This window comes from Pseudovibrio sp. JE062 (genome assembly GCF_000156235.1).
Taxonomy (GTDB): Bacteria; Pseudomonadota; Alphaproteobacteria; order Rhizobiales; family Stappiaceae; genus Pseudovibrio.
This window is the reverse complement of sequence record NZ_DS996806.1, coordinates 594895-619901: the sequence shown is the minus strand read 5'-3', so window position 1 is coordinate 619901 and position 25007 is coordinate 594895. Positions and strand designations below refer to the sequence as shown.

The 25007-nt window shown below is 49.9% G+C and carries 19 protein-coding genes and 4 tRNA genes; 2 read left to right on the top strand and 21 right to left on the bottom strand.

The genetic code is table 11. From position 1 onward, the window contains the following. Positions 1-14 precede the first annotated feature (14 nt). The 9 genes from rplJ to PJE062_RS07135 all read right to left on the bottom strand — a co-directional run bounded on the left by rplJ (position 15) and on the right by PJE062_RS07135 (position 4660). Positions 15-533: a 50S ribosomal protein L10 gene (gene rplJ / locus PJE062_RS07175; RefSeq protein WP_014286303.1), complete on the bottom strand. Its 519-nt coding sequence runs from the start codon at positions 531-533 to the stop codon at positions 15-17. A 343-nt stretch (positions 534-876) separates the two neighbouring features. After that, positions 877-1572 carry a 50S ribosomal protein L1 gene (rplA, locus tag PJE062_RS07170; protein WP_008547898.1) on the bottom strand — a complete coding sequence of 232 codons (696 nt, stop codon included), beginning with the start codon at positions 1570-1572 and terminating at the stop codon, positions 877-879. A 6-nt stretch (positions 1573-1578) separates the two neighbouring features. After that, positions 1579-2007 (bottom strand): 50S ribosomal protein L11, encoded by a 429-nt coding sequence (rplK, locus tag PJE062_RS07165; protein WP_008547769.1) that lies wholly within the window; start codon positions 2005-2007, stop codon positions 1579-1581. A gap of 119 nt (positions 2008-2126) precedes the next feature. Beyond that, positions 2127-2660 (bottom strand): transcription termination/antitermination protein NusG, encoded by a 534-nt coding sequence (gene nusG, locus PJE062_RS07160; RefSeq protein WP_008548007.1) that lies wholly within the window; start codon positions 2658-2660, stop codon positions 2127-2129. A 38-nt stretch (positions 2661-2698) separates the two neighbouring features. Continuing rightward, positions 2699-2890 (bottom strand): preprotein translocase subunit SecE, encoded by a 192-nt coding sequence (secE, locus tag PJE062_RS07155; protein ID WP_008547777.1) that lies wholly within the window; start codon positions 2888-2890, stop codon positions 2699-2701. A gap of 120 nt (positions 2891-3010) precedes the next feature. Then, positions 3011-3086 (bottom strand) — tRNA-Trp (locus PJE062_RS07150). A 110-nt stretch (positions 3087-3196) separates the two neighbouring features. Further along, a complete protein-coding gene (gene tuf / locus PJE062_RS07145; RefSeq protein ID WP_008547473.1) occupies positions 3197-4372 on the bottom strand; it encodes an elongation factor Tu in 1176 nt (391 codons plus the stop codon). Positions 4373-4482: 110 nt separating this feature from the next. Further along, positions 4483-4556: transfer RNA gene (locus tag PJE062_RS07140), tRNA-Gly, on the bottom strand. 19 nt (positions 4557-4575) lie between these two features. Continuing rightward, positions 4576-4660 (bottom strand) — tRNA-Tyr (locus tag PJE062_RS07135). 423 nt (positions 4661-5083) lie between these two features. Here PJE062_RS07135 and PJE062_RS07130 point away from each other — a divergent pair. Next, on the top strand, positions 5084-5953 hold the full coding sequence (locus PJE062_RS07130; RefSeq protein WP_008547945.1) for an RNA methyltransferase: 870 nt from the start codon (positions 5084-5086) through the stop codon (positions 5951-5953). Positions 5954-6074: 121 nt separating this feature from the next. On the opposite strand, the gene PJE062_RS26880 is transcribed toward PJE062_RS07130, so the two are convergent. Beyond that, positions 6075-10463: a M10 family metallopeptidase C-terminal domain-containing protein gene (locus PJE062_RS26880; RefSeq protein ID WP_247643105.1), complete on the bottom strand. Its 4389-nt coding sequence runs from the start codon at positions 10461-10463 to the stop codon at positions 6075-6077. Positions 10464-12172: 1709 nt separating this feature from the next. On the opposite strand from PJE062_RS26880, the gene PJE062_RS07120 reads away from it, so the two are divergent. Next, positions 12173-12248: transfer RNA gene (locus tag PJE062_RS07120), tRNA-Thr, on the top strand. A 1332-nt stretch (positions 12249-13580) separates the two neighbouring features. Here PJE062_RS07120 and PJE062_RS07110 read toward each other — a convergent pair. From PJE062_RS07110 to PJE062_RS07060, 11 genes are all read right to left on the bottom strand, one after another. Continuing rightward, positions 13581-13847 (bottom strand): hypothetical protein, encoded by a 267-nt coding sequence (locus PJE062_RS07110; RefSeq protein ID WP_008547537.1) that lies wholly within the window; start codon positions 13845-13847, stop codon positions 13581-13583. Between the two features lie 507 nt (positions 13848-14354). After that, the gene (locus PJE062_RS07105; RefSeq protein ID WP_008547750.1) at positions 14355-14750 is read right to left on the bottom strand and encodes a hypothetical protein; all 396 of its coding nucleotides are present in this window, start codon (positions 14748-14750) and stop codon (positions 14355-14357) included. 70 nt (positions 14751-14820) lie between these two features. Further along, a complete protein-coding gene (locus PJE062_RS07100) occupies positions 14821-16935 on the bottom strand; it encodes a DUF6371 domain-containing protein (RefSeq protein ID WP_008547568.1) in 2115 nt (704 codons plus the stop codon). Further along, positions 16928-17122 carry a hypothetical protein gene (locus tag PJE062_RS27065; RefSeq protein WP_008548163.1) on the bottom strand — a complete coding sequence of 65 codons (195 nt, stop codon included), beginning with the start codon at positions 17120-17122 and terminating at the stop codon, positions 16928-16930. The genes PJE062_RS07100 and PJE062_RS27065 overlap by 8 nt, the downstream gene beginning before the upstream one ends. A 125-nt stretch (positions 17123-17247) precedes the next feature. Next, positions 17248-17472: an AlpA family transcriptional regulator gene (locus tag PJE062_RS07090; RefSeq protein WP_198136827.1), complete on the bottom strand. Its 225-nt coding sequence runs from the start codon at positions 17470-17472 to the stop codon at positions 17248-17250. A gap of 83 nt (positions 17473-17555) precedes the next feature. Further along, entirely contained in the window at positions 17556-18368 is an 813-nt protein-coding gene (locus PJE062_RS07085) for a hypothetical protein (RefSeq protein ID WP_008548032.1), read from the bottom strand. A 51-nt stretch (positions 18369-18419) separates the two neighbouring features. Then, entirely contained in the window at positions 18420-19343 is a 924-nt protein-coding gene (locus PJE062_RS07080; protein WP_008548120.1) for a restriction endonuclease, read from the bottom strand. Next, positions 19340-20959, bottom strand: coding sequence for a hypothetical protein (locus PJE062_RS26500; protein WP_008547553.1), 1620 nt, complete (start codon positions 20957-20959; stop codon positions 19340-19342). The genes PJE062_RS07080 and PJE062_RS26500 overlap by 4 nt, the downstream gene beginning before the upstream one ends. Positions 20960-21004: 45 nt before the next feature. Next, complete coding sequence (locus tag PJE062_RS07070) at positions 21005-21970, bottom strand: toll/interleukin-1 receptor domain-containing protein (protein WP_008547593.1); 966 nt, start codon at positions 21968-21970, stop codon at positions 21005-21007. Beyond that, entirely contained in the window at positions 21970-23448 is a 1479-nt protein-coding gene (locus tag PJE062_RS25755; RefSeq protein WP_008547531.1) for a restriction endonuclease subunit S, read from the bottom strand. Before PJE062_RS25755 ends, PJE062_RS07070 begins: the two co-directional genes overlap by 1 nt. After that, positions 23445-25004 carry an N-6 DNA methylase gene (locus PJE062_RS07060; protein ID WP_008547745.1) on the bottom strand — a complete coding sequence of 520 codons (1560 nt, stop codon included), beginning with the start codon at positions 25002-25004 and terminating at the stop codon, positions 23445-23447. Before PJE062_RS07060 ends, PJE062_RS25755 begins: the two co-directional genes overlap by 4 nt. Between the last annotated feature and the right edge of the window lie 3 nt (positions 25005-25007).

The following is a 25007-nucleotide window of genomic DNA, read 5'->3' as shown; positions in this document are numbered from 1 at the left end:
TGTGTGGTTCCGCCTTACGCGGCTTGGTCCTTCTCGGCGTACGCATTGAAGACGCGAGCAAGCTGCCCGGCCGGTGCGCTTGTAACCTGAGCGATACGGGAAGCTGGGGTCTGGATCATTCCAACCAGCTTGCCACGAAGCTCGTCCAGAGACGGCATCGTTGCCAGTGCGTTAACACCAGCAGTGTCCAGGTTAGTTGAACCAAGAGCACCACCAAGGATTACGAAGTCTTCGTTAGCCTTAGCGAAGTTAGCAGCAGCCTTAGGCGCAGCAACTGGATCATCGGAATAAACGATGACAGTTGGGCCTTTGAACAGGTCGCTGATGTGCTCAAGTTCAGTGCCTTGAAGGGCAAGCTTGACAAGACGGTTTTTAGCAACCTTTACGGTGCCGCCAGCTTCACGAGCATCAGCACGCAGCTGAGTCATCTGAGAAACTGAAAGGCCCGCATAGTGCGCAACGACAGCAACACCAGTGTTAGACAACACTTCGTTGAAATCGCTGACGAACTTTTGCTTATCCGCTCTTTCCACTTGCCTTCTCCAGTTGGCAGCAATTCTCATTGCCGCCGGTTTGCCTTTGCCGCATCAAAATTGGGTTAAACCCAACCTCGACAACGACGATTAGGGTCCTGTCCCCTTACGCGCCGGAGAGACGCAGCAAGGCAATTTGGTTCGAACCGCAAGGTTGAAGTGCAAGTGTGCATATCAACCAAATCAGTTCTTCTCCATCTATGCAGGCCTTTCTTAGCGAAAACTTAAACCAACGAATGTTGGCACCTGCAGTCTCGGACAGGGATGCCGAAGGACCATAACAGTCTTTCAGCGGTAAAACCTCCCACATAAAAGCGGGAGGTAACTCTTATAGGCGAGGTGTTTACTCGGTAATGGAGCCGAGTTCAACCTTTACGCCTGGTCCCATCGTGGATGAAAGTGCTACGCGCTTAACGTAGGTACCTTTCGCACCAGATGGCTTAGCTTTGATCACTGCATCAACGAGAGCTTTTACGTTCTCTTCCAGCTTGGAAGCTTCAAAGGAAGCTTTGCCAACGCCAGCGTGGATGATACCAGCTTTTTCAACGCGGAACTGTACAGAACCACCTTTAGCGTCTTTAACAGCCTTGGTCACGTCTGGGGTCACAGTGCCAACCTTAGGGTTTGGCATCATGCCGCGTGGGCCAAGAACCTTACCAAGACGACCAACCAGTGGCATCATGTCAGGTGTTGCGATCACGGTATCGAAGTTGATGGTACCACCCTGAACTTCTTTAACCAGCTCTTCTGCACCAACAATGTCAGCGCCAGCAGCTTTAGCTTCGTCAGCTTTCGCATCACGAGCAAATACTGCAACGCGTACAGTTTTACCGGTACCGTTTGGCAGAACACATGCACCACGAACCATCTGGTCAGCGTGACGTGGGTCAACACCAAGGTTGATTGCAACTTCAACAGTCTCGTCAAACTTCGCAGTGGAGTTGGATTTGATCAGCTCGAGAGCTTCGCTAACTGCGTACTCTTTGTTGCGATCTACACCTTCGCGAGCAGCTTTAATGCGCTTACCTACTTTAGCCATGATCTATTACTCCGTAACTTCCACACCCATGGAACGGGCGGAGCCTTCGATCATCAGCATTGCTGCTTCGACGTCGTTAGCGTTGAGGTCTTTCATCTTAGCTTCAGCGATCTCACGAACCTGAGCTTTAGTGATGGACGCAACAGTACCGCGACCAGGTGTCTGAGAGCCAGACTTGATCTTAGCAGCTTTCTTGATGAAGAAAGAAGCTGGAGCAGTCTTGATCTCAAATGTGAAAGACTTATCGGAATAATAAGTGATGGTGGTTGGGCAAGGAGCACCCTTCTCAACATCCTGGGTCTTAGCGTTAAACGCCTTACAGAATTCCATGATGTTCAGACCGCGCTGACCCAGCGCAGGACCAATTGGTGGGGATGGTGTAGCAGAACCTGCTGGCACCTGAAGCTTTAGATAGCCTTCAATCTTTTTCGCCATAATTCTCTCCAGAATGGATCTGTGAAGTCACCAAAGGCGCTTCACTGGATAAGAGAGCGGGCGGTCTGGCTTCCGGTGCACTGACGAAAGTGCGCCTCACCTGCCGCCCCAACCCGGACTTAACCGACTTTGTCGACCTGTCCGTATTCAAGCTCAACCGGTGTAGCCCGGCCGAAGATGGACACAGTCACTTTCAGACGTGCCCGCTCCTCATCGACTTCCTCGACGAGACCAGAGAAGGAAGCAAACGGGCCATCGCTGACGCGAACCTGTTCACCAACTTCAAAGCTGACAGAAGGTTTCGGAGTTTCGACACCTTCCTGAACCTGATTAAGAATACGCTGCGCCTCAGCCTCAGAAATCGGCATTGGCTTCTTGTCGTTACCAAGGAAGCCGGAAACTTTCGGCGTATCGTTGATCAGGTGATAAGCATCGTCGCTCATTTCCATCTTCACCAGAACGTAGCCTGGGAAGAACTTGCGCTCGGAATCAACCTTGCGACCGCGACGTACTTCTACGAATTTCTCGGTCGGAACCAGAACTTCGTCAAATGAATCTTCAAGCCCCTGCTGCTGAGCTCTTTCTTTAATCGCTTCAGCAACTTTACGCTCGAAATTCGAATAAGCGTGAACAATATACCAGCGCTTAGCCATCTTAAATCCTGTTCCTACTAGAATTGCCTGAAATGCTATTAAAAGCCAAGCACTAGGCTGATACCCCAGCTCATCAGCTGGTCAGCAGCAAGAAAGAACATCGCCGCCAGGAAAACCATGATGAAAACCATCAGCGTGGTCACACCAGTTTCCTTACGCGTCGGCCAAGTTACCTTCGCAGTTTCCGAACGAACTTGCTGGATAAATGTAAAAGGATTGGTTTTTGCCATCCGGTCCCGGCCCATTACACGACAGGTGGGCGCGTAGATTCTTCCACGCGCCCTATCCCTGAAAAACTCTTCATATGCCACCAACTTCGATTAATCAAGATTTTTCTCGATAAGAAGAGATGGCAGGGGCAGCAGGGCTCGAACCCGCGACCTACGGTTTTGGAGACCGTCGCTCTACCAACTGAGCTATACCCCTACAATGTCCCGTTCGGGACAAAAACCTTTTCCTACCAACAAAGCGTTTCGCCGGAAGGAACCGTGCCGCAATACACACCGCGGCACGATATGTAAAGACTTAAAAAGTCTTTATTCGATGATTTCAGCTACCACACCAGCGCCGACGGTACGACCGCCTTCACGGATAGCGAAGCGCAGACCATCTTCCATAGCGATCGGAACGATCAGCTCAACGGAGACAGCAACGTTATCACCAGGCATCACCATTTCTGTGCCTTCTGGCAGAGAAACAACACCAGTCACGTCAGTTGTACGGAAGTAGAACTGTGGACGGTAGTTGGTGAAGAATGGGGTGTGACGACCACCTTCTTCTTTGGTGAGGATGTATGCCTCAGCCTTGAACTTGGTGTGAGGAGTAACGGAACCTGGCTTACACAGAACCTGGCCACGCTCAACTTCTTCACGACCAACACCACGGATCAGTGCACCAATGTTGTCGCCTGCTTCACCCTGATCGAGCAGCTTGCGGAACATTTCAACACCGGTAACAGTGGTTTTAGCTGTTTCTTTGATGCCGACGATCTCAACTTCATCACCAACGTGGATGATACCGCGCTCAACGCGACCGGTAACAACGGTACCACGACCGGAGATGGAGAACACGTCTTCGATTGGCATAAGGAATGCCTGATCGCGTGGACGGTCTGGAGTTGGGATGTACTCATCTACTGCAGCCATCAGTTCAGCGATTTTCTCGGAACCAATGTTTGCATCGCGATCTTCCAGAGCTGCAAGAGCAGAACCAGCAATGATTGGAATATCGTCGCCTGGGAATTCGTAGGAAGACAGAAGTTCACGAACTTCCATTTCTACAAGCTCGAGAAGCTCTTCATCGTCAACCTGGTCAACTTTGTTCATGAAGACAACCAGTGCAGGAACGCCAACCTGGCGTGCAAGCAGGATGTGCTCACGAGTCTGTGGCATTGGGCCATCAGCAGCGTTAACAACGAGGATCGCGCCGTCCATCTGCGCAGCACCGGTGATCATGTTTTTCACATAGTCAGCGTGGCCTGGGCAGTCAACGTGTGCGTAGTGACGAGCGTCGGTTTCGTACTCAACGTGCGCTGTGGAAATGGTGATACCACGTGCGCGCTCTTCAGGAGCACCGTCGATTTCGTCATATGCTTTAAAGTCACCAAACTGTTTGGTGATAGCAGCAGTCAGCGTAGTCTTGCCGTGATCAACGTGGCCGATTGTGCCGATGTTGACGTGCGGCTTATTACGTTCAAATTTTTCCTTCGCCATGGGCGTAGCTCTCTATTTAATCGTAGTTCCGTCGATCAAGGCTCGGAGCCACCCAAATGAGGACCCCAAGGATTCTTTAGGATAAATTCTCAAAGCGACTTTCGAGATCTTGGAGCGGGTGAAGGGAATCGAACCCTCGTCGTAAGCTTGGAAGGCTTCTGCTCTACCATTGAGCTACACCCGCAATACCAATTTCCTGTCGATGGTGGAGGAGGTTGGATTCGAACCAACGTAGGCATAGCCAGCGGATTTACAGTCCGCCCCCTTTAGCCACTCGGGCACTCCTCCGAGATCGACGAAAAATTCTCCAAAAGAGAACTTTTTGAAACTCGTTTTGCGAAACACGCCGCTTAACTGACAAGCAGTTGCGCCGCGTCCTGTGGCGCGGTTTATGCCGCTGAGAACGCCATCTGTCAACGCCTCTTTTGCAAGTGCCTGTGCAAAATCAACAAGGCAGATAGTTTTCCCCCTTTTTTGTCGGAAAACTAACCGACGGATTTTACGTAGAACCTTGCTAAATCACAGCTCTTCACAGTGAACCCGGCAATTTTGACGTAAATTCTTTTTTCTGGAAAACGATCTGATCACCCCGTTCTTCAACCCATTTAAAAGGCCGCGCACTTTCTTTTTCTCAAAGGCATAAAAAAGGAATGTTTAGTCTCCCCTCTTTATTCCCTTGAAGCCTGATCTTGACCAGAGTATCGAGAGCCTATGAGCAACTTTAAAAATCAAAAGAGCACAGGCGGCAGCCGTTGGAGCCCGACACAGGGCAACGACCGGCCCTATAAGAAAAAGCGCCCGGACGGAAAATCCTCTGGCGGCAGCTTTTCAAAAGGCAAGCCCTGGCAGAAGAAATCAGCTGCTGAAGACGGCCCATTCTATATATATGGCCTCCACACCATTGAAGCAGCCTTCAAAAACCCGGAGCGCAAACGCCACAAGCTCGTTGTGACGCAAAATGCCCTGCGCCGACTGGAAGAGCGCAATCTGAAGATTGATGTTCCGGTTGAAGACGCCAGCCCGCGCGATATCGACAAGCTCGTCGGCAAAGACGCCGTCCACCAGGGCGCCGCCCTTCTGGTCGACGCCCTGCCCGAGTACGGCCCGGAAGAACTCAAGGACGGTCAGCTGGTCCTCGCACTGGATCAAGTCACCGACCCGCACAATGTAGGCGCGATCCTGCGCTCCGCCGTTGCGCTGAATGCCGACGCCGTTGTCACCACCCGCCGCCACGCACCTGAAGAAGGTCCGGTTCTTGCTAAAACCGCAAGCGGCGCGCTGGACATGATCAAACACGTGCGCATTCAGAATATGTCCCGCTTCGTGGAAGAAATGCGCGACAAGGGCTATCAGGCCATCGCTCTGGACAGTGAAGGCCCGGAAGCTGTCGAAAACACCGCTTTTACAGATAAGACCCTGCTCGTACTTGGCTCTGAAGGAAAAGGTGTGCGCGAAGGCGTGCGCAAAAGCTGCGATACCCTCGCCCGCCTCGACATGCCTGGAGAGATCAAATCGCTCAACGTCTCCAACGCCGCGATCCTCTCCCTCTATGTCGCCCGCATGAAAATGGGCCTGTCCTGACGATCTGCCGCTGACATCTCAGCCCGGCATAAAGTCAGAACAGATCATCTCAAAACAAAACCGCCGCAGCTCCCGCAAAATGCAGAAAGCCGCGGCGGTTCTTTTGTATCAAGGCTGATGCTTAGAGGAGGAAGTCCTCAGCGCTCAGCGCATCTGCTTTGCTGACTGCAATCTTGAAGTCAGCCTGGGCATCCCCATCCACATCCGCATAAACATACTGAGTGGAGCGATAAGCGGTGACCCACACGGAGTTCGCAGCGGCGCCATCGTCACTAAACAGGAAGGCCTGATCACCATCATTGTCGGTATTGGCGTCAATCTGACGGAAGTCGAAAAGATCTTCCCCCTTGTCAAATCCGCTAACCAGCTCAGCAGCACCTTCAAGGGTAACGTCAGAAACGGATGTGTAGACCACACGGTCAACCGCATCATCATTGCCTAGAACAATATAGTCCCGGCCACCGCCACCTTGCAGTGTATCAGCTCCACTTCCGCCTCGCAGCGTGTTGGCAACCTCATCACCGATCAGCACATCATCACCAGAACCACCCTCAACCACTTCAACATTGGAAACCTTCAGCTGGCCAATACCAGTGTTCTGGAAGTCCGTACGGGACAGATTCACCGTTAAACTTTCAGAACCATCGTATCTGAGAGTATCCCGGCCATCGCCACCATCAATGATATCCGTGCCAGAGCCGAGCGTGATCAAGTCAGAACCGTCATCACCATTGACAGTGTCATCACCAGCTCCACCAATCAGGTTATCATTACCAAGACCGCCAAGGAGGGTGTCATTTCCATCACCACCCTGCAGGTAGTCATCACCACCGGCACCGATCAGCACATCATCGCCGTTTCCGCCATGGAACTCATTGCGAAGGTCATTACCGGTCAGATGATCATCTCCATCACCGCCACTGATGTTTTCAATGCCAGAGATCACATCAAGGCCGTAACCGGTTTGCTGAGCACCACTCGCATTCAGATCAATACGGGCAGCTTTTGAGCCGGATACAATCAGCCTGTCTTCACCTTCACCACCACGGATGATGTCATTGCCCTCATCAAGGGTAATTTTGTCATTGCCGTCACCCGCATTGACCACATCATCACCAGCACCGCCATTCAGCGTATCATTGTCGGCTTCACCTTCCAGAAGGTCATTACCATCACCGCCATTTAGCAAGTCACGGTCATCACCACCCCACAGGCTATCATTGCCGGCACCACCATTAAGAGTGTCTTCACCGGCATGGGTTTTGATGATGTTGTCTGCGTCATTACCAGTCACCCGATCCCGACCAGAAGACGTGGTGACGTTCTCAATGCCAGTAATAGATGCCTGTCCAATCCCGGTGTTCCGCGCAGATGTGTAAGACAGATTAATCGACAGGTTCTCTTCATAATCAGCAATCAGATGATCAACCCCGTCGCCACCACGAATGGTGTCGCGGCCTCGGGAGAGAAGAATGGTGTCATTGCCGGCACCACCATCAAGAATGTCTTTGCCGTCACCAGCTTCAAGATAATCATCCCCATCACCACCAAACAGGGCGTTGTTCCCTTCAGTGTCGATCAGGTTGTCATTGCCTGCATCACCATGCAGCTCATCATCTCCAGCTTCACCGCGCAGAATGTCGTCGCCATCCCCGCCATGCAGCGTGTCATTTCCATCTTCGCCATAAAGCTGATCTTCACCAGCCCCGCCGTGCAGCTCATCATCCCCCGCACCGGCGCGCAGTTCATCAGAACCATTATCACCAAACAGCCTGTCGTTGCCTGCACCTGAGGTCAGCTTGTCTTCACCGGCGCCGCCATGCAGCTCATCATCCCCATCGCCTGTGGTCAGCAGATCATTGCCCGCATCTCCATGCAGCACATTATTGCCTTCCGCAGCTTCAAGAATGTCATCCCCAGCACCGCCAACAAGGGTGTCGTCACCAGCACCGCCGTAGAGCTTGTCGTCACCCTCACCGCCATCAAGAAGGTCATTGCCACCCAGACCGGACAGCACATCATTGCCTGCATTACCGATCAGAGTGTTATCACCCTCTGTACCGATCAGCCGGTCATCACCACCGCCAGCTTCAAAGCCCTCAATGCCGCGCAGGATTTTAACGCCAGAAGCTGTGACAAGACGGGTATGTTTCAGATCAACGACCAGAGCTTCATCATTGGACGCCCGCACAATGTCATGTCCAGCGCCACCGTCCAGCAGGTCTTTGCCCTGCCCTATAATGAAGACATCATCACCGCTGCCGCCATAAAGCAGGTCTTTGCCATCCCCACCGGTCAGCTCATCATCGCCCGAACCACCAAAGATGATATCATCTCCGGCACCGCCGTTGATTTTGTCGTTCCCGTCATTGCCTTCCAGCTTATCATCGCCGCCACGGCCATCGATCACATCATCGCCGCCCATGCCACGCAGAGAGTTGGAACCATCTGTGCCTGCAAACACATCATCATGCTTGTTGCCGGTAATGTTCTCCACATTGGTGATCTTGTCCATACCGTAGCCGGTATCCTGCGCATCCGTCACAGCCAGATCGATACGAGCACCTTTCTTGCTATTGATGGTAATCCGGTCATTACCAGCACCACCATCGAGAATGTCATTGCCATCTCCAAGGATAATGCGGTCATTGCCCTCACCAGCTTCAACCAGATCATCACCAGAACCTTCGTTCAAGGTGTCGTTCCCGGTTCCGCCGTAAAGCTCATCATTGCCATGGGAGCCGCTGAGATAATCATCACCGGCTTCACCAAGGATGATGTCATCACCGCCGTTACCGCGAATGCTGTTGTCCTCTGCATTGCCACGAAGATAGTCATTGCCATGACCAGCAGAAATGCTCTCAATCCCGGAGATTGTGTCGTTGCCATACGCAGTTTCGATGGTGTTTTCAGTCAGATCAACACGCGCATCCTGACGACCATAGAAGTAGATGGTATCCGTTCCTTCACCGCCGTGAATCTGATCATCACCCGCATCCAGATCAAAACGATCATTGCCGGCACCACCATGCAGCTCATCATTGCCGTTGCCGCCCTTCAGGTAGTCGTTGCCGCCATTACCATAAAGGGTATCATCGCCATCATTGCCTTCCAGCTCGTTGGCAGCCTCATTGCCGATAATACGGTCATCACCGGACCCACTATCAACATTCTCGATGCTGATGATCTTGTCACGACCGAATGAAGAGACCAGTTCCTCCTTATTAAGGTCGATGGTCATATCCCTATCAGTATCGATATGCAGCCAGTCAGAGCCTTCGCCGCCGTCCATGACATCGTTGCCAGCTTCAAGGTAGAAGTGATCATCCCCCTCAAGGCCATACATCTTGTTATTACCGCGACCACCCCACAGATGGTTATCCGCATGGTTGCCGGTAATCTTGTCATTACCGCGGGTTCCTACTGCATTTTCAATGACAGTGCCCACCGCAATGCTGATGTTCTTTCGCTCTCCGTCAACAGAGGAGGAATATGGCATGGTGTCATCGGCCTGAGTGACGCGCAGATCTATCGTTGCCTTTCTGAAGCCAGACAGATCCAAGGTGTCATTGCCACCTCCATCTACAAGCGTGTAGGAGTTGTTATCTCCATACTTGGCCAGATTGACCATTCGGAAGTTGTTTTCATCTGAGATGTTGGTGTTAAAGCCGTAGACGGTATCACCAAGGAACGCATTGTGGGTGCCAAAGGTTTTGCCGTTATAGCTTTGATCACCGTAAATCTTATCCAGCGCCAACAGGTCAGCAGCAGCAAAAGTTTGCGGATACGCGTTTGAAGCGCCTGATGTGTAGTTCTTCTCCTGAGCGAGATAGGACATGACAGAAACATGCCGGGAGTCATTCAGGAACCTCACACCATTTGGATAGTTAGGTCTCGCTCCATTGTACGGACCCTGATGACCCAAGCCAAGCGCGTGGCCGATCTCATGAAGGACTGTATGAACGAAATGCCCTGTATCACTATCATGTCGTCCATGCCCGTTGCCTGCAGGCAGGTTGATGACCGTATAATCCGAGTACCAGGCATCAAGGTCGCGCTGATACGCATACCCGCCGTGGCCTGCACCTGCACCTTTGCCATTATCTTTAAAGTTGAATTCAGCAACCTGATCTGTTGTTTCAACAATTTCAATACCGGTTACGGACGCGACATAGTCCATCGCTTCGCGAACCCGCTCTGCAGCCAGCTCACCCAAGCCGTCTGCATCTTTAAAGTTGCCCGTTACATTGTAAGTGAGTCTGCCAGACTTAGCGTTATCGCCAGTATCGCTTAAGTTGAAGTAATTGGGCGTTCCCCAATAGCCTCTCTCCAAAAAATCGGAAAGCTCATTCAGTGTGCCAGCTCTTTTGACTCTGGCAGTCCCTGAGCCAGTCGCACCATCTTCATTTTCTGAAACATTCTCAGAACAGCATGAACAACCGCAACCATCAGGGTGATTTTCAAGTACAGTCGGCTCAAACTCATCCGGTGTACCAGTTTCATTAGTCATATTCTATTCTCCGCCAAGCATATCATTTTCTGATATATCTGGCGGACATACTCGGAGTCCCGGAGAGTCTTCAAGTATAGTCAGAGCCATTACTTGACTCAAAGAACATGTCTCTATGAAAGTTTTTTAATTGCATTTTAGATAATATATATATCTACACACTAATCCCAATAATATTTGAATTCATATAACTTATACAGAGCATATAAGATGAATAATCTTAATTATGCCATATTTAATCAAATTCACTCGGAAATATAACTTGTAAGTATCTTCCTGTACAGACGAGCATTTCATACCTCTGACCCGCGGCTGACCACACGCCACAAGGCAAGCCCTCTCACGCTGAAAGAAGCTGGAGTATTTAAGAAGAAGAAACTCATCGAGCTATCGAGCTATCGAGCTATCGAGCTATCGAGCTATCGAGCTATCGAGCTATCGAGCTATCGAGCTATCGAGCTATCGAGCTATCGAGCTATCGAGCTATCGAGCTATCGAGCTATCGAGCTATCGAGCTATCGAGCTATCGAGCTATCGAGCTATCGAGCTATCGAGCTATCGAGCTATCGAGCTATCGAGCTATCGAGCTATCGAGCTATCGAGCTATCGAGCTATCGAGCTATCGAGCTATCGAGCTATCGAGCTATCGAGCTATCGAGCTATCGAGCTATCGAGCTATCGAGCTATCGAGCTATCGAGCTATCGAGCTATCGAGCTATCGAGCTATCGAGCTATCGAGCTATCGAGCTATCGAGCTATCGAGCTATCGAGCTATCGAGCTATCGAGCTTGCAATCCAACAGGCCACCCGCCCCGTCAAGACCTATCTCACCGCACCACCATCAAAGCGACATCCCTTTTCAGCCCAGCTAAGCATGCCGCATCCCACTAAAACTTCACCAGCAACACCGCAGTATTGCATTCCCCCCAACTCCGTGAACTCCACTGCCATACCGCCTCACAAAAAAGCCCCGGACTACCCCACTCACGTCAGTCAGACCTGAGCAGACCACCGCAGCAAAACACACATCCGCAAGACTTGGCCGACCACCACTGCAACACTCTCACACTCGAAAGACTGGAGCCGCCCCGCTGCAATACCCCCACACCTAAAAGACTTGCGCCAATCACCACAGCGCCACACTTAAATCCGAAAGACATGAACCCACCATCACAGCAACACCCCGTCTCCAATCAAATGATACTCCCTACCAACCGGCGACCTCATCCAAACGCTGTTCCCGGCTAACGACAATCCCGTCTAAGCGGCAATCTCGCTCAATCAATCCGGCATTACGATTTCGCATATGCATGCCCCCTACTCTTGAAAGGCAATAGTCGGCACTGAACACTGACACCGCTCCACCTGCACCACAGGGGAATAAGTGCACAGCTCCCCTTCAGCAAACCACTCCCTCCAGCTTCAGCCGAACACGCACCAAAATTCAGAGGTCCCTCACACACAAACGCAGAAAAATCGCAATCAACGCAAACAAACGCACAAAACAACGCAAACGCGCATCCCACTAATTTTTCTATCAATATCAATAGGCTGCACCCGCCACATGTGGAAAAGAACTCTCAAATCCACCAGATCAAGCCCAAATTAGCCCGAAAAATTCCATCCCCTGTGAATTCTTCCAAATTTTTGCATTTTTGGGATTTACAAACCCCGCCAGCGCCCGTAAATACCCCTCCAACGAAGGCGACGCCGGTATAGCTCAGATGGTAGAGCACCTGACTTGTAATCAGGGGGTCGCGGGTTCGATCCCTGCTGCCGGCACCACCTTCGCTCTTGATTTTACAAGAGAATTTCAAAGCCTCCTCCGGGAGGCTTTTTGCTTTTCTGGCTTTTGTCAGCATATGGTAAGCAAATGGGCGTTTTGGTAAGCAGGATTTCGCCCCTCCCACCCCCTCTAAATTCTCTTTCAACTTAATACTGGAAAAGCTGTGAATGCCGTCACTAGCTGTCAGAGACTAGGCTTTCTGCGGGGGTTGGAGAGGTTGGAGCTGACAGTCAGTTGTCAGAGGTTGTCATGACCAGCTTTCACTCGGTGAAAAAGGTCAACTTGCAATCGCTCTCTAGACAAAAAGACTATTAACAAAGCTAGCATCCATGGTTTGATTGTACCAATTTTGTCACCACCAACAACAGGCGATGCCTCTAGCTTGTTAAAGTCAATCGTTAGGGAATAAACCAGAAATGGATTTAGCAAAAATACTTTCTTATGGCGTCTCTTCTTGGTTACATTTTGAGACTGCGTGCAACAGGAGCGGACTTTTCAATGAGAAATATCTTACGGCACCGGTCGGACAAATTCTAAGCGCAAGAAGCGGGAATCGCACGGAAGCTGAGTGGAAACATCCAGTCCTATCAAACACAGGCCAAGGTCCAGGAAGGCGGCCAGAAGTAGACTTCTATGTTAAAGGCAGAGCGGATGAGCTTCCTATAGCAGTAGAGACCAAATGGGCAGGCCGCACTCTTCCATCAACTAAGGACATTTTATGGGATCTGATTAGATTAGAGCTGATAGCTCATCACAATCAAGCAAGATGCTTCTTTCTATTGGCTGGCAAGAAGGAACGTTTAGACCAAATTTTTGATCGTAAGGATTTTACTGACGCTAACTCACCTACTATGAAGAGGCCGCTATTAAGGATCGATAACAACATTATTCACGCCACTTCATTAGTCCCAACTGTGAGTTCAAGAATCCCTATACTTCGAAGCCTCTTTGAGAAGATGCAAGACTTTGAGTTTCCTCATAAGCTTCACACACGGCGCACAGCACCAAGTCCAGAAAACCCTAAAAGAAAACACTATCAGGTGTATATATGGGAGGTGAAATCTGCCACTAATCGGCAAATATTCCGCCCTAGCAACTCGAAACATTACACTCAGTCGCAGCACCTTAACACTATAGTAGTATCTGAAAAATAGTCCTCCCAATCCAATGATGATGCATGTCGGGCTTCGAGCAAAACATAAATTACCTCCTTACTCGTCCTTTAACCAAATCTATTGGACCTGCATCTCCCCCCAAAAAAAGGCCTGAGAAGCATCACGCTTCCCAAGCCAGAATATTCCGTGAGAGGCAAAGCCTCTCTTCATTCCATACTATTCGTCTTTTGAGATTTCCAGCGCACAAGGATCAAGCAGCTCAGAAATCTTCTCGCTACTACCCTGCACGTCTTCAATGTGATTGCGCACAGTATCAAACAGCGTCAGCAACGCTTCATATTCCTGTGTGTGCTCCATGCGCTCGCTCAGAACCACACTCATAGAATAAACCAGATTTTTGAGGTGGTTGCTGGAAAGGCTAAGTTGACCCACTTCATTGCGAAGGGATGTATGGGCACATTTCTCTTTACCAGTATCAGTCATTTCAAGCCCTCTACTTTAGGTTTTGAAGAACCACTCAGCAGAAGGCTTCTGACGGCCCACTGGTGAGCGGGAGGTTCAGAACCTGCAAGTAGACAGGCGGGTTTATTCCCCCGCAAAGGGTATTGTATTCACCGCCCTCCCGCCCATAAGCGAGAGTTTGCGTTTGAAGACTTACCCCCAAACACAAAAGACCGCTGACTAACGGCTGCGGTGACCGCTACTTGAAAAGAGGTTCTGACGCCTCAAACTGACCATGCGATGAACAACGCAAGGTGTCAATGCAAGGAAACCGAATTCCTCCACAAACCCATGGGATTAGCGGGGCTAAAAAGGGAGAACAACAACATGAACATAAACATCAAGCCCTCGCGAAAATCACATAGCCGCTTGCACCGTGGTCCCGAACTACCCGTAGGCAGACAAAGGCCTGCGAAGGACCCACAGACCTTCGAGCACGAAAGAACTTGTTAGATCAGAGATACCGATAGGTTTCATGTATCACTGAACTTAGCCAATGACATTCGACATATCGCGCCAACTTAAATTAGAGGGAAACTCAGCACCCTCCCAAAAGGCATGCAACACGCTTAAAACATCTGTTGTCGACAAAAACTCTTCTGGCTCAACTTTGAGTTCACCGCCGCCAAACATAAGTGTTTGCGTCCCTACAAACGGAACACGCGCTTTGGCCAACACAGCACGTTGATGTGATTTGGGAACTTGTTTACCCCACTCAAGCACACAAGTTTGACCTCCACCTGCCACTTGCAAATAGTCGCCGTTTGCTTTTGTCAGAGACAAATATGAATGAGGGCCATAGCTCTTCAGCGCCCTTACTGCGCCATCCACATCAACAAAACTCTCTATATTTTGCTTAGGACGGTTTTGAACTTCTAAAATCACTCGTGAAACCTCTAGCGTGCAATCAACAGATCAGAGCAATTCTTACAATGATGTCAGCTAGCTTCCCAGATCAAATCACATCCAGATAAATCAACCGCCTTGAACCTGTTGCTTTCTTGGTTACCTGTATTCGCTTCTGCCTCAGCAGCGGTGCTGCCCGATCTACCGCATTGCCAAACGCATTCACCTTTGTTGGCCAGAACCGTGAGGACCTGATCTGATCACTCACAATCATGTTCAGCTCTGCCAACAACTCAGTTGCGGTCCCCACCCAGCTCTCACCACCTTGCCGAACCATGAGAAACTCATGAAGAGCCACCGCAACCGGATCACCCTCAAACACAGCTTCTGCTGTGCCCCTACGATTGCTTTCATAAGCCTCCAGAAACTCGCCCTCTTCCCAGCCAAGACCAGAAGACGCAGCCACCATCAACCGCGCAAAGTCCGCCATGCGTGGATGACGATCCAGATGCACACTCTCAATGTTGCGGATAGCTGTGCTCAATGCATCTAGTAGAGCACCAAGCATACGCGGTTTGAGCTGCTCCCACTCTTGCCAGAACAACTCTTCAGGCTGACGGCCTACCTCATCAATACGCTTGAGACGAACAGAAAGCGCACGCTCTGCCAGATCAGCCCGCTCAGTTAGCGCAGGAATGCCATTAAGCAGCACAGGCCGCGCCCCTTGAAACCAATAGGCATCACCATCCGTGTGCAGCTTGCGAGAGATAAACCCACTCCCCGTCGCCATCCGGCAGATCGCATCAGAGAGCCAGCCTTCCATTTTAGAGACATTATCGAAATTAAGCACATGCCCGTTTTGTGCCATCACCATCAGGTCGCGTTCATCTTTGGGAAGCGAGGACGCCGAAACCGCGCAGGGATCAGTAATAGACCGCAACAGTCGCGCCATAGTACTCTTGCCGCTGCCTTGCTCTCCACCAAGCGCTAAAACCGGATAACTCCGACTACGCCCCCACAACGACGCCACCATCCAGCCAAGGATAAGCTTACAGTCTTCTTCCTCGGCATTGATAAGATGGTGCATCTCCTCAATCTGGTGCCCTTTTTCAGGCACGGGTAACGGCGACATAGTCTGCTTGCGGATGAATTTTACGGGAGGATTGCCCACCACCTCCCAACCGTCACGGGTGATACGGACTGCTCGCCAGTTCTCATCTGCCAGATCGAGCCAGCTTTCTCCGTCCTGCCAGCCAGTCCGCATATACGGCACATGACAGGCACCTTGCTCCAACGCCCGCACCTCAAACACCCGCAAAGCGTCACCTAGGTTCTGTGTTGAAGGTGCAAGCCCGGTCTTCTCATAATACCGCCCCACCAACCAACGTTTGAAACTTTGGCTCTCAACCAGCCAATGCTCATAGTGATCATTCACCAACACGGTGGCAAAGGCGTCCTTTTGCGGCGAATGCCAAAGCTCCAGATCCTCCGCAACTGAAAGCAAGTTTACACCACGCGCACGTGGCTTGGCTTCCGGTTCCGGCGCGTCCACTGCCTGAGAAGACAACACGAAGGCCTCAGCTTGTTCTAGCGTCCATCCATCCGCCAAGGCGTCAGCCGCATCCCAGCCTTTAGGAACATCATCCGGCAGCGCAAGAACCGTTAAAGATGCAACCCCGATCTCCTCAAGGCAACCAACAACATCATTAGCAAATTTTAGCCCAGCCTCATCCGCATCAGGCCAGATGACGACATGACGCCTTTCAAGAGCTGACCAGTCCGCTTTCTTGGCCGCATTCGATCCACCGGGAGAGCTGATACAAACATGTCTCAGAAACAACTGCCTTGCAGCATCTGCGACCTTCTCCCCCTCAACAATAACAATGGGCGCATCTGGAGCCTTTGCCAGAAGATCCAAACCATACAGCGGCCTCGGTTGAGGCCACGTTTCCCACCGCCATTTCAACTGTTCTCCAACTTGAAACAAACACAGCGGGCGAAAGCTCTTAGCCTCCCCTTCGATATCAAAACGGCAGATATAGCCAAGCACTGCACCACTTGTATCTCGGTAGGTCCATCGATGCGACGGCACCCCAAGCTTAGGATGGAAAGCAGGTGGCTCCGGTGCCCCACCTGGCACCGGTATCACAATCGCCTTTTGTGGCAGCGTTCGATTAGATTTGGTAGCTTGGTCTGTTTTGATTGGCGCAAACGGATCACTCATAAGCATCCACTCCAATCATATCCGCCAGATTGCATGCAGCTTGCTTCTGCGAAAGCGAAAACAAGTAGGCTCCAAGGCTGATAAAATCACGCCCACCCTCGCCGGTGGCAAAATCACACCACAAGCCCGAAGCAATGTTGATCTTGAAGGAACCGGCCCGCCGATCCATCCGGCGCGGGTTTTTCACGGTATACTCGCAGCCACAAAGTCGCCCACCGGGGAGCCACTGCCTGCAGATGGTATCCCCATGCAATAAAGCAGCTCTGGCTATGCGCTGGAAATCTATGCTAGGCTTTGGTCTACGAATCCGTCTCATGACCTTGCCTCCACTTCACTCGTGGAGCTGGCCAAATGAGATTCAATCCAAGCCTGAATATCAGATGGCCGATACCTTACCGATTTTCCCATCTTCACAAAACTAGGCCCACCACCACGCACCCGCCACGCCTGTATGGTCCTTATAGAAATTCCAAGATAATCCGCTGCCGCCGCTTCTGTAATCAAAGCGTTCTCAACGCTGTTCAGTTCCGTCCTCATAACCATCATCTCCGCTCATTTGCGATGATGGGATCATGACGAGGTATCAGCAGCCCTAGCAGTTAAAAGGAGATAAAACTATTTTACCCATCTCCATCAACTACCCTGCGCCAGAGTTGAGTCTTCTTTTTCTTCAGCCATGTTCTGGCTTGCTCCGCATCTGGAACAGATGCGCCTCGCATACACTGAAAGCAGTCAAGAAACATAGAAACAAGTTCAGTACCATTTTCTGGAAAGCCTTCTTGTCCAAGTCTGAGAACAAGAACATCGTAGGCTTCATCCCATAGATACTTTTTGGGACGCCCTGAACCTGCCTGTTTTGGCAAGCACGCCTCATCCTTCAGTTTACTCGGATGATAGATCTTCAAACCTTCTGCGACCTGCACCCACTTGCACGTATTTATGCGGCCTAAGGTGCAACTCTCTATTCCAACCCGGGTATGAGTATAGGTCCAAAGGTCCGGGGGAATGAGTATCTCTTCAGCAATCGGCCTATCTCGCCCTTTCGCAATCAGTTTGCCCGTAGCCAAATGAGAGATAAGCGTTTCATATCGCCCGAACACCGCCAAATAATACTCTTGCATTTCTGGCGAGAATGCCTTCCGCGCTTTTCGAACAACCCGCGTCTTACCTCTTACACGAGTATACTTGGCTTTGATTTCACGTGTTAAATCGAATGCCCATTTTCGAGGCTCAGCAATGACAGGCCATCTTGGATGCTTGTTATAGGTCCAATAACGAATGATTGTTTCTGCGCTAGGCCCAAAGCTTGGCGCTTCAACTTGAACAGAGTTTACGGCTTCAAGAACTTCAGGTGCTTGGCAAACAAATCTCACAAACGCCTGTCTAAAAGACAAGTCGTGCAGACCCAAAAGTTCTTGGCACTCTTCATCCATCAACCACCTTCTCCTTACCTCTAAGAGCTACATTGAAGGCTAGTCTAATTCTCACAGCTCTTCAGCAAAGAAATCTTCATCAATCCGTTGGATCGAAATAGTCCGGCTGGTACGCACACCCACGCCATGCTCAACCATGAGCTTAGTTAGCAAAGCACCATCAATCAGAATAATCCGCTGAACCAGACCTTCAGCGTAGTCTCGTGCCTGTTTACTAAAACTGGATGTGGTGACAAAAATGCCTTTAGTCGCCCCAAGGCCGACAAGTGAGCCTACGAAACCCTGAACCTCAGGACGTCCGACGACATTCTCTGCCTTGTAGCGCTTGGCTTGAAGATACACACGGTCAAGCCCCAACCGATCCTCATCAATCACACCATCAACACCACCATCACCAGAGCGGCCCAACTGACGCGCGGCGGATGCATGGGAGCCACCGTACCCCATAGACATCATCAGATCGATGATCAGCCCCTCGAAGAAACTCGGAGAGTTCTGTGAAATTCTTTCAAGCAGGTCGGTACCTAGAGATGCTCTCAGCGTCTCATAAGCATTGTCTATCTGCTCTTCAGGTGTGGCTTTATCATCAGTACCCGAGAGATGGAGGGTCCCAATGCTTTCATCCGTTTCTTTGCCCCCAGCCCGAAACTCCTGAAACTTCTCATAGCGGGTTAAGAATGCATTATCGATACGCTCTGGCGAACTCACGAGGACTTTGTGCCCCTCGTCTGTTGCCAGAAAATACCCTCGGCTAGGATTTTCCAGTAATCCGGCCTTACTGAGATACGTTTTTGCCCAATGAATACGATTATTCAGCCGTTTGCCTTTTCCACTCGGCAATAGCTCTTCGAGGTCATCATCAGACAGCAAAAACTCAGTAGCAATTGGCTTTACCAGATCAACGACGCGAACAGCCTCGTTAGCAGCAAGTCGAAGAACTGGAAGCATTAGGGTTTGGTAGTCAGGAATAGTCATAGCATTTCGCCGTTCACAAAGGATTCCGCTTGTCCTCGAAGGAGCTTTAGGAGGCGGCAGAATTCTTCGTTTTCACTATCTTTCTTCCAAAAGTTAATAAAACGGCAGACAACTTGCAGGTTTCCTTTCTCATAATGCCCATCGCTATCAATACGATCTAAAGACGCCAGCATGTTCTTGTCTGTTTCCTGTCCCCTATATTGAAGCGCTAAATCGCTGATTGCGCATTTGTCATCCTGTTTCTCGATCAACTCAGAAATATGTTCTTCAAGCTCCTGTCTCGACATACGAAGTTCTTTGTTTCTCTTCGTTTGCGAGACCTGTTGGCCATTCGAGTGTTTTACTGTCTCCAGCGTGTTCTTAACCATTTCTGATATAGAATCGCGTCGACTTTCATTTCGGTCAGCCGATTTAGAACCAGTATTTTGCTCATTAGGAGAACCAGACCAACCTGAAAGGTCAGCGCCTTCAATCAAAGCATAAGCCATGGAGAGGTTCTGTTCTCTCATTCTGATAAGTGTGCCCTGACAAACGAGCTTGTTTTGTGCATCATCGCTGAGTGCAGATTTCAATAACTCCTTGCCGTTCAAAGCATGACAAGACCATGGTCTGCATGGTTTATAGCAAACGACAATTCTGTTACCGTCTGGATCTATCGAATTTTCATAGGTGGCTTCCTCTTCCGTGGTAATCGTCCACCAGATGTTATCATCTGCAGTATGAAACCAAATTTCCCCACAGCTCTGAGAAAGTACCGTCATATGGCGATACCAGCGTGTGACAGTTCCTCTATTTGGAAATGTCCCATCACGACGTTTTTTACTGTGCGCGTTTCGATAGAAAGCAGCTTCATCCTGCTCCTTCCAAGGCTGAAACAGGTCCTCACTGTGGAATGTTTCAATAGCGGAGCGTTCTAAACACTCATCCCACAAGAAATTGCCCCGACCAAAATTCGCAACAAGAGCTTTACGCCCTTCTAGTTCCAGCTCTTTTTCTGCTTCTATCACAGCAGTTTTGTTAGCTATCTGACCGCTGTGCTCTTCATCAATCAACCCGGCCAACACCATGCCTTGCAACACCTCAGGCAGCAACTCACAGCAAAACTCGCTCTTTTCCTTATAATCTCCATCCCAAGACAAAAGATGCGAAATAAAAATCTTAGAATCATCATTTCGTAGTTTTGGAGTAAGGCCAAAGCGATCACGAAGTTTCACTCCAAGCTTTCCATAGGCAGCGTTCACAGGTGCCCATGGTGCATCTTGATGAGACAGGTCGCCTTTTACAGCTTCTGCTACATCAGTGATGCGCACACGTCCCATCTTGGCGTGTTCAATAAGGTAGTTCTTTTGATAGTCGCTAAGGAAACCAGAAAGCCCAAACGCTTCAGCGTACTCTTCAGAACTAGCGATATGCGCTTCCGTACGCATAGAACGTCTTTTTTCTTCGCGCTGCTTCAACCAAGACAGGGCCTGATCGCGGGCTTCTCCAGCTGTTTTTGCCTTAAATATGCCTGCTTCTTTAAGCTTCTGGGATCCCAATGAAATTTGGGCGACCCCCAGTCCACGAACAGACGCAAATTCAATCAAGTAGTCCTTATAGTATAATTCCTGCGCCATCCCCTAAAAACCCCACAAAATATCCAATAAGTACTCTAAACTGCTCTACTGCAACACACTTATTAGCCCGGCCCAACAATCTTCCGCGACGCCTTCCATGGTTAACTTCTGCGCTTGCCCACCAGAGAAACCGGAGGACTGAAAATAAATATTGTGTTTATCTGTTTGTGCAGAAAACCAATGGTTTAGGCTAGAATTGTCACCATTGTCGCTATTGTTCAACGCAATGGTCTTGTTGCCCATAAAACTGTTTCGGAAGATACTACACGCAGATACCTTTTGCCCGTTTTCATAGAGCGTTGCAGTAAACACGTTGGCATCAATGCGGCGCAAGCGAGAGCTTATCTGCGGATAGCGAGCCTCCAGCTCTGATAGGGAGTTCTGAAAGTAGCTTAAGAGATACTCAAAAGCCTCATCTACAAACCCATCAATATCTGCTTCACTAAACGTCTTTGCAACGCGAAGATTGGAAGAACGCGCTGAGCGCAAAGGGGCTAAAATGGCAGCTTCAGCACTCTTAATCTCAAGCTCATCAGGAATGACTATTTCTGCCGCAGCACTGCTCTTGGCGGGCATAGTGTCAATCAACCGCCGCAGCTCTTTCACGATGTGCAGCAGCACCTCATCCCTATCCGCCCATTTGGTGACGGGCTTTCCATCCTGCGGCAATGCCAGATACTGCGAAAGCGGTGGGTGCTGCCAGTCACAAGGGCGCAAAATAACCGCCACTGCGTGGGCAGAACCTTCATTATGGCGTTCTAATGCCCGTTGCACTTCAATATCATAGCAATAATCAGAAGCGAGAAAATCCGGGCTGACCAGCATCAGGATGATATCAGCTGCATTCAGGTTCTCATCTATGCTTTTATCGAAAGAAGCACCGGGCATGATACAGCGATCATGCCAGTTCTCAATTTCGCTTCTGCGCTTCATCATGGCAAGCTGAACTTCCAGTTCATCCCGCAAGGCTTCATCTTTGTGAGAATAAGAGAAGAACAGCTTTGCCGCCATCAGGCCACCTCTTTTGCTTTTCTGGGTTTACGTGCCCGCTTCACCTTGGGCTGCGCAGCCCGCTCTGCTTTGATGCGCTCAAGAAGAACAGAGGCTGGCTCGTCATCAGGGTCCTGCGGCACAAGTTCACCGCGGAACGCTTTGGCAAGGATTTTTTCATCCAATCTATCCACCGAATGCAGCGCTCGCTTGGCTTCCTCAGCTAGCTTATCAATCTTGGCAAAGGCTTTTTCAATGCGAGTGACGATTTCATTTTGTTCAGAGAGAGAGGGAAGAGGCGTCAAAACCTCTCGCATTTTCTTAATTCCAAATGCCGCCTGAGATGTTGCTACAGATGCTCCCAAAATCTTCTGTGTAACGACCGGTGACAAAAAAAAGTAGTATAGGAACTCAGCAGTAGCAAACTTGCTTCGAGGTTGGATCAGAATGACGTTTGCAGATAATGCGTACTCTTGAGCTTCTGGCAACAAAAAAGGTTGACCAATGGTTCCAATTTTACCATACGCAAAGTCACCACGTTTCAGGCTATATCGCTTTAAGTGGTCTTTCAAAACCTTAGGAGAAACTTTCCTCGCACCGGCAAAATCTAGTTTCCCATCGAGTTTCACATCGCCAACTCCAACGTAAGGAATGCCGCCTATTTCCTTTGGTGGCGTCCGATGACTAGGGTGAGGATCGACTACGTATGCCAGCCCTTCCAATGAAAGTTCATGCCAAGATCTTAAATCATCAGCAGGCTTAACATTAGGTCGCGCATATTTGCCTTTTTTTGCTATATTATTTTGCCAGATCACTTCGTGCTCTTTTAGAACATCGTTGAGATCGATTAAGCAATCTTTACTGCTTTTCTCACGCCAATCAGCCGTCAGCTCCCCGCTAAACGCCTTTTTGAGGATGGCCTGTTTGTAGCGTTTGGTGAGGGTGTCGATGCGGGCAAGGTTCTCCCGCGCTATACGGGATTTTGCCGTCAGGCTCTCGATCTTCGCCACAATCCGCTTTTGCTCAGCAAGGGGAGCAAGTGGAACTCTAACAGAGTTGACTATTCCCGTGTTTAAGTTCCTTACAGTTGAGCCTGAAGCTTTTTCGTCAAACTGTTTTTGAACTCCTTCACTACTTAAGGCGAGATGCATATACCTCGTATCGACACATTTTTTTCCAAAGCCACCAAGAACTAACCAACCATCGTGGATGCATCCTTCAATCGCAGAAATATAAGGCTTACCAAAACTCATCGAGTTTGAAAGAAGCAAATCACCTGGATAAATTAGCCTCGTTTTATGTAGACCTTCAGATGTTATTTTCTGTTCTGTTGACTCAATACGATATCCACCAGATGTCGCATCAGAGATCTTGATCCAATTTAAACCATCATCATCTGCAGTGAGATAACTTTTGATCGGACGTGGAGATCCACCTCTTGCAACTTCATAGATATTTTCTATCTCAGTCTCAACCCACCCCTCTGGAAGCTCACTCATTGCTCTGCCTCCACTGCTTCAGCAGTTTCCTCCAGCTCAACGGAAAGCGCTTCAACTTCGCTCATAGCAGCCGTGAGATGCCCGAGGATTGCAGCAGCAATATCTTCCGGCTCACTCAGGCCTTCTTCCTGCTCTTCCTCATCATCCCGCAGCCATGTGATATCCAGATTATCGCCACGCGCTGTAATTTCATCACGGGAAAAGTAACGGAAACGGCCTTCCTCGCCTTCATCCGTGCGCTTTGCACCACCATTTGCATCAGCCCCATAGGCTTTCACAAACTCGGCAAAATGCTCTTCAGTCAACGGACTGGTTTTGCCAAACTGAGGCATCTGGCTGCGCAGGTCATAAACCCAGAGCTTCTTCGTCTCATCAGTTTTCAGGCTGGCAAGCTCGACCGTCGTGCTTTTCTTAAGAAAGATCACATTGGTCTTCACCCCTTGGGCATAGAAGATACCCGTCGGCAGGCGCAGGATGGTGTGCACGTCACATTCCCGCATCATTTTTTGGCGCAGGGCTTTGCCCCTACCATCTTCAAACAACACATTATCAGGAATAACGATGGCCGCACGACCACCGGGCTTTAAACCTCTGATGCAGTGTTCCACAAACGGCAGCTGATAGCTGGAAACATTGGCTGTCTCAGAAAGATCATCCCGTGTCGGCTTGCCACCAGCCGGACCAAACGGTGGATTGGTGAGGATCACATCCACCTTTTCCATACCTTCGCCTTTGGGAGAAAGCGTATCACCTGCCAGAATATGGCTAGTATCAAAGTCGTGCAGATAAAGGTTCATGAGCAAAAGGCGATAGGTGTCTCGCACGTTTTCCATGCCGTGGAAGGCCTGCTCTTTTTGAAACTTCGCGCCCTCTTCACCCAGATCATAATAACCGTCTGTGCGAGCTTTCATGTAGCGGTCAGCGGCAATCAAAAAGCCACCTGTACCTGTAGCCGGGTCCTGAATACGCTCGCCCGGTTGCGGCTGCATCAAGTCAACAATCACATCAATAAGCACACGCGGTGTGAAATACTGCCCAGCCCCTTTTTTGGTCTCTTCCGCGTTCTTTTGCAAAAGACCTTCATAAAGGTCACCAAACTGATCACGCTCAATATCGTACCAGTCCAGCTTATCAATCTCTGTTACCAGCTTATTCAGGTTTACCGGATCACGCAGGAAGGTGGCAGAATTCTCAAAAATATCCTGCACCATCTTCGGGATTCTCTTACCGTCCTTATAAGTAGCTTTTTCGGCATCTACGGCTGTTTCGTGCGGCTTACGAAGAAGCTCATCATCTTTGCCCAACCGGGAAGAAGTGGTGCCAAGCGTGGTAAGCAGATCACGGTAAAGCTCCAGTTGAGGCAAGCCATCCGTTTTCACCAGATCGTTCCAACGCATACCACTTGGTATTGCTCCCTCCTCCTTCTCCTTTTCCTGCATCATTTTAAGGAAAAGAAGATAGGTCAGCTCTGTCACATATTGCTGATAGGTGATGCCGTCTTTGCGCAGAACGGAACACAAACGCCAGAGCTTCTGGACGATACTATTGGTATTCATAGG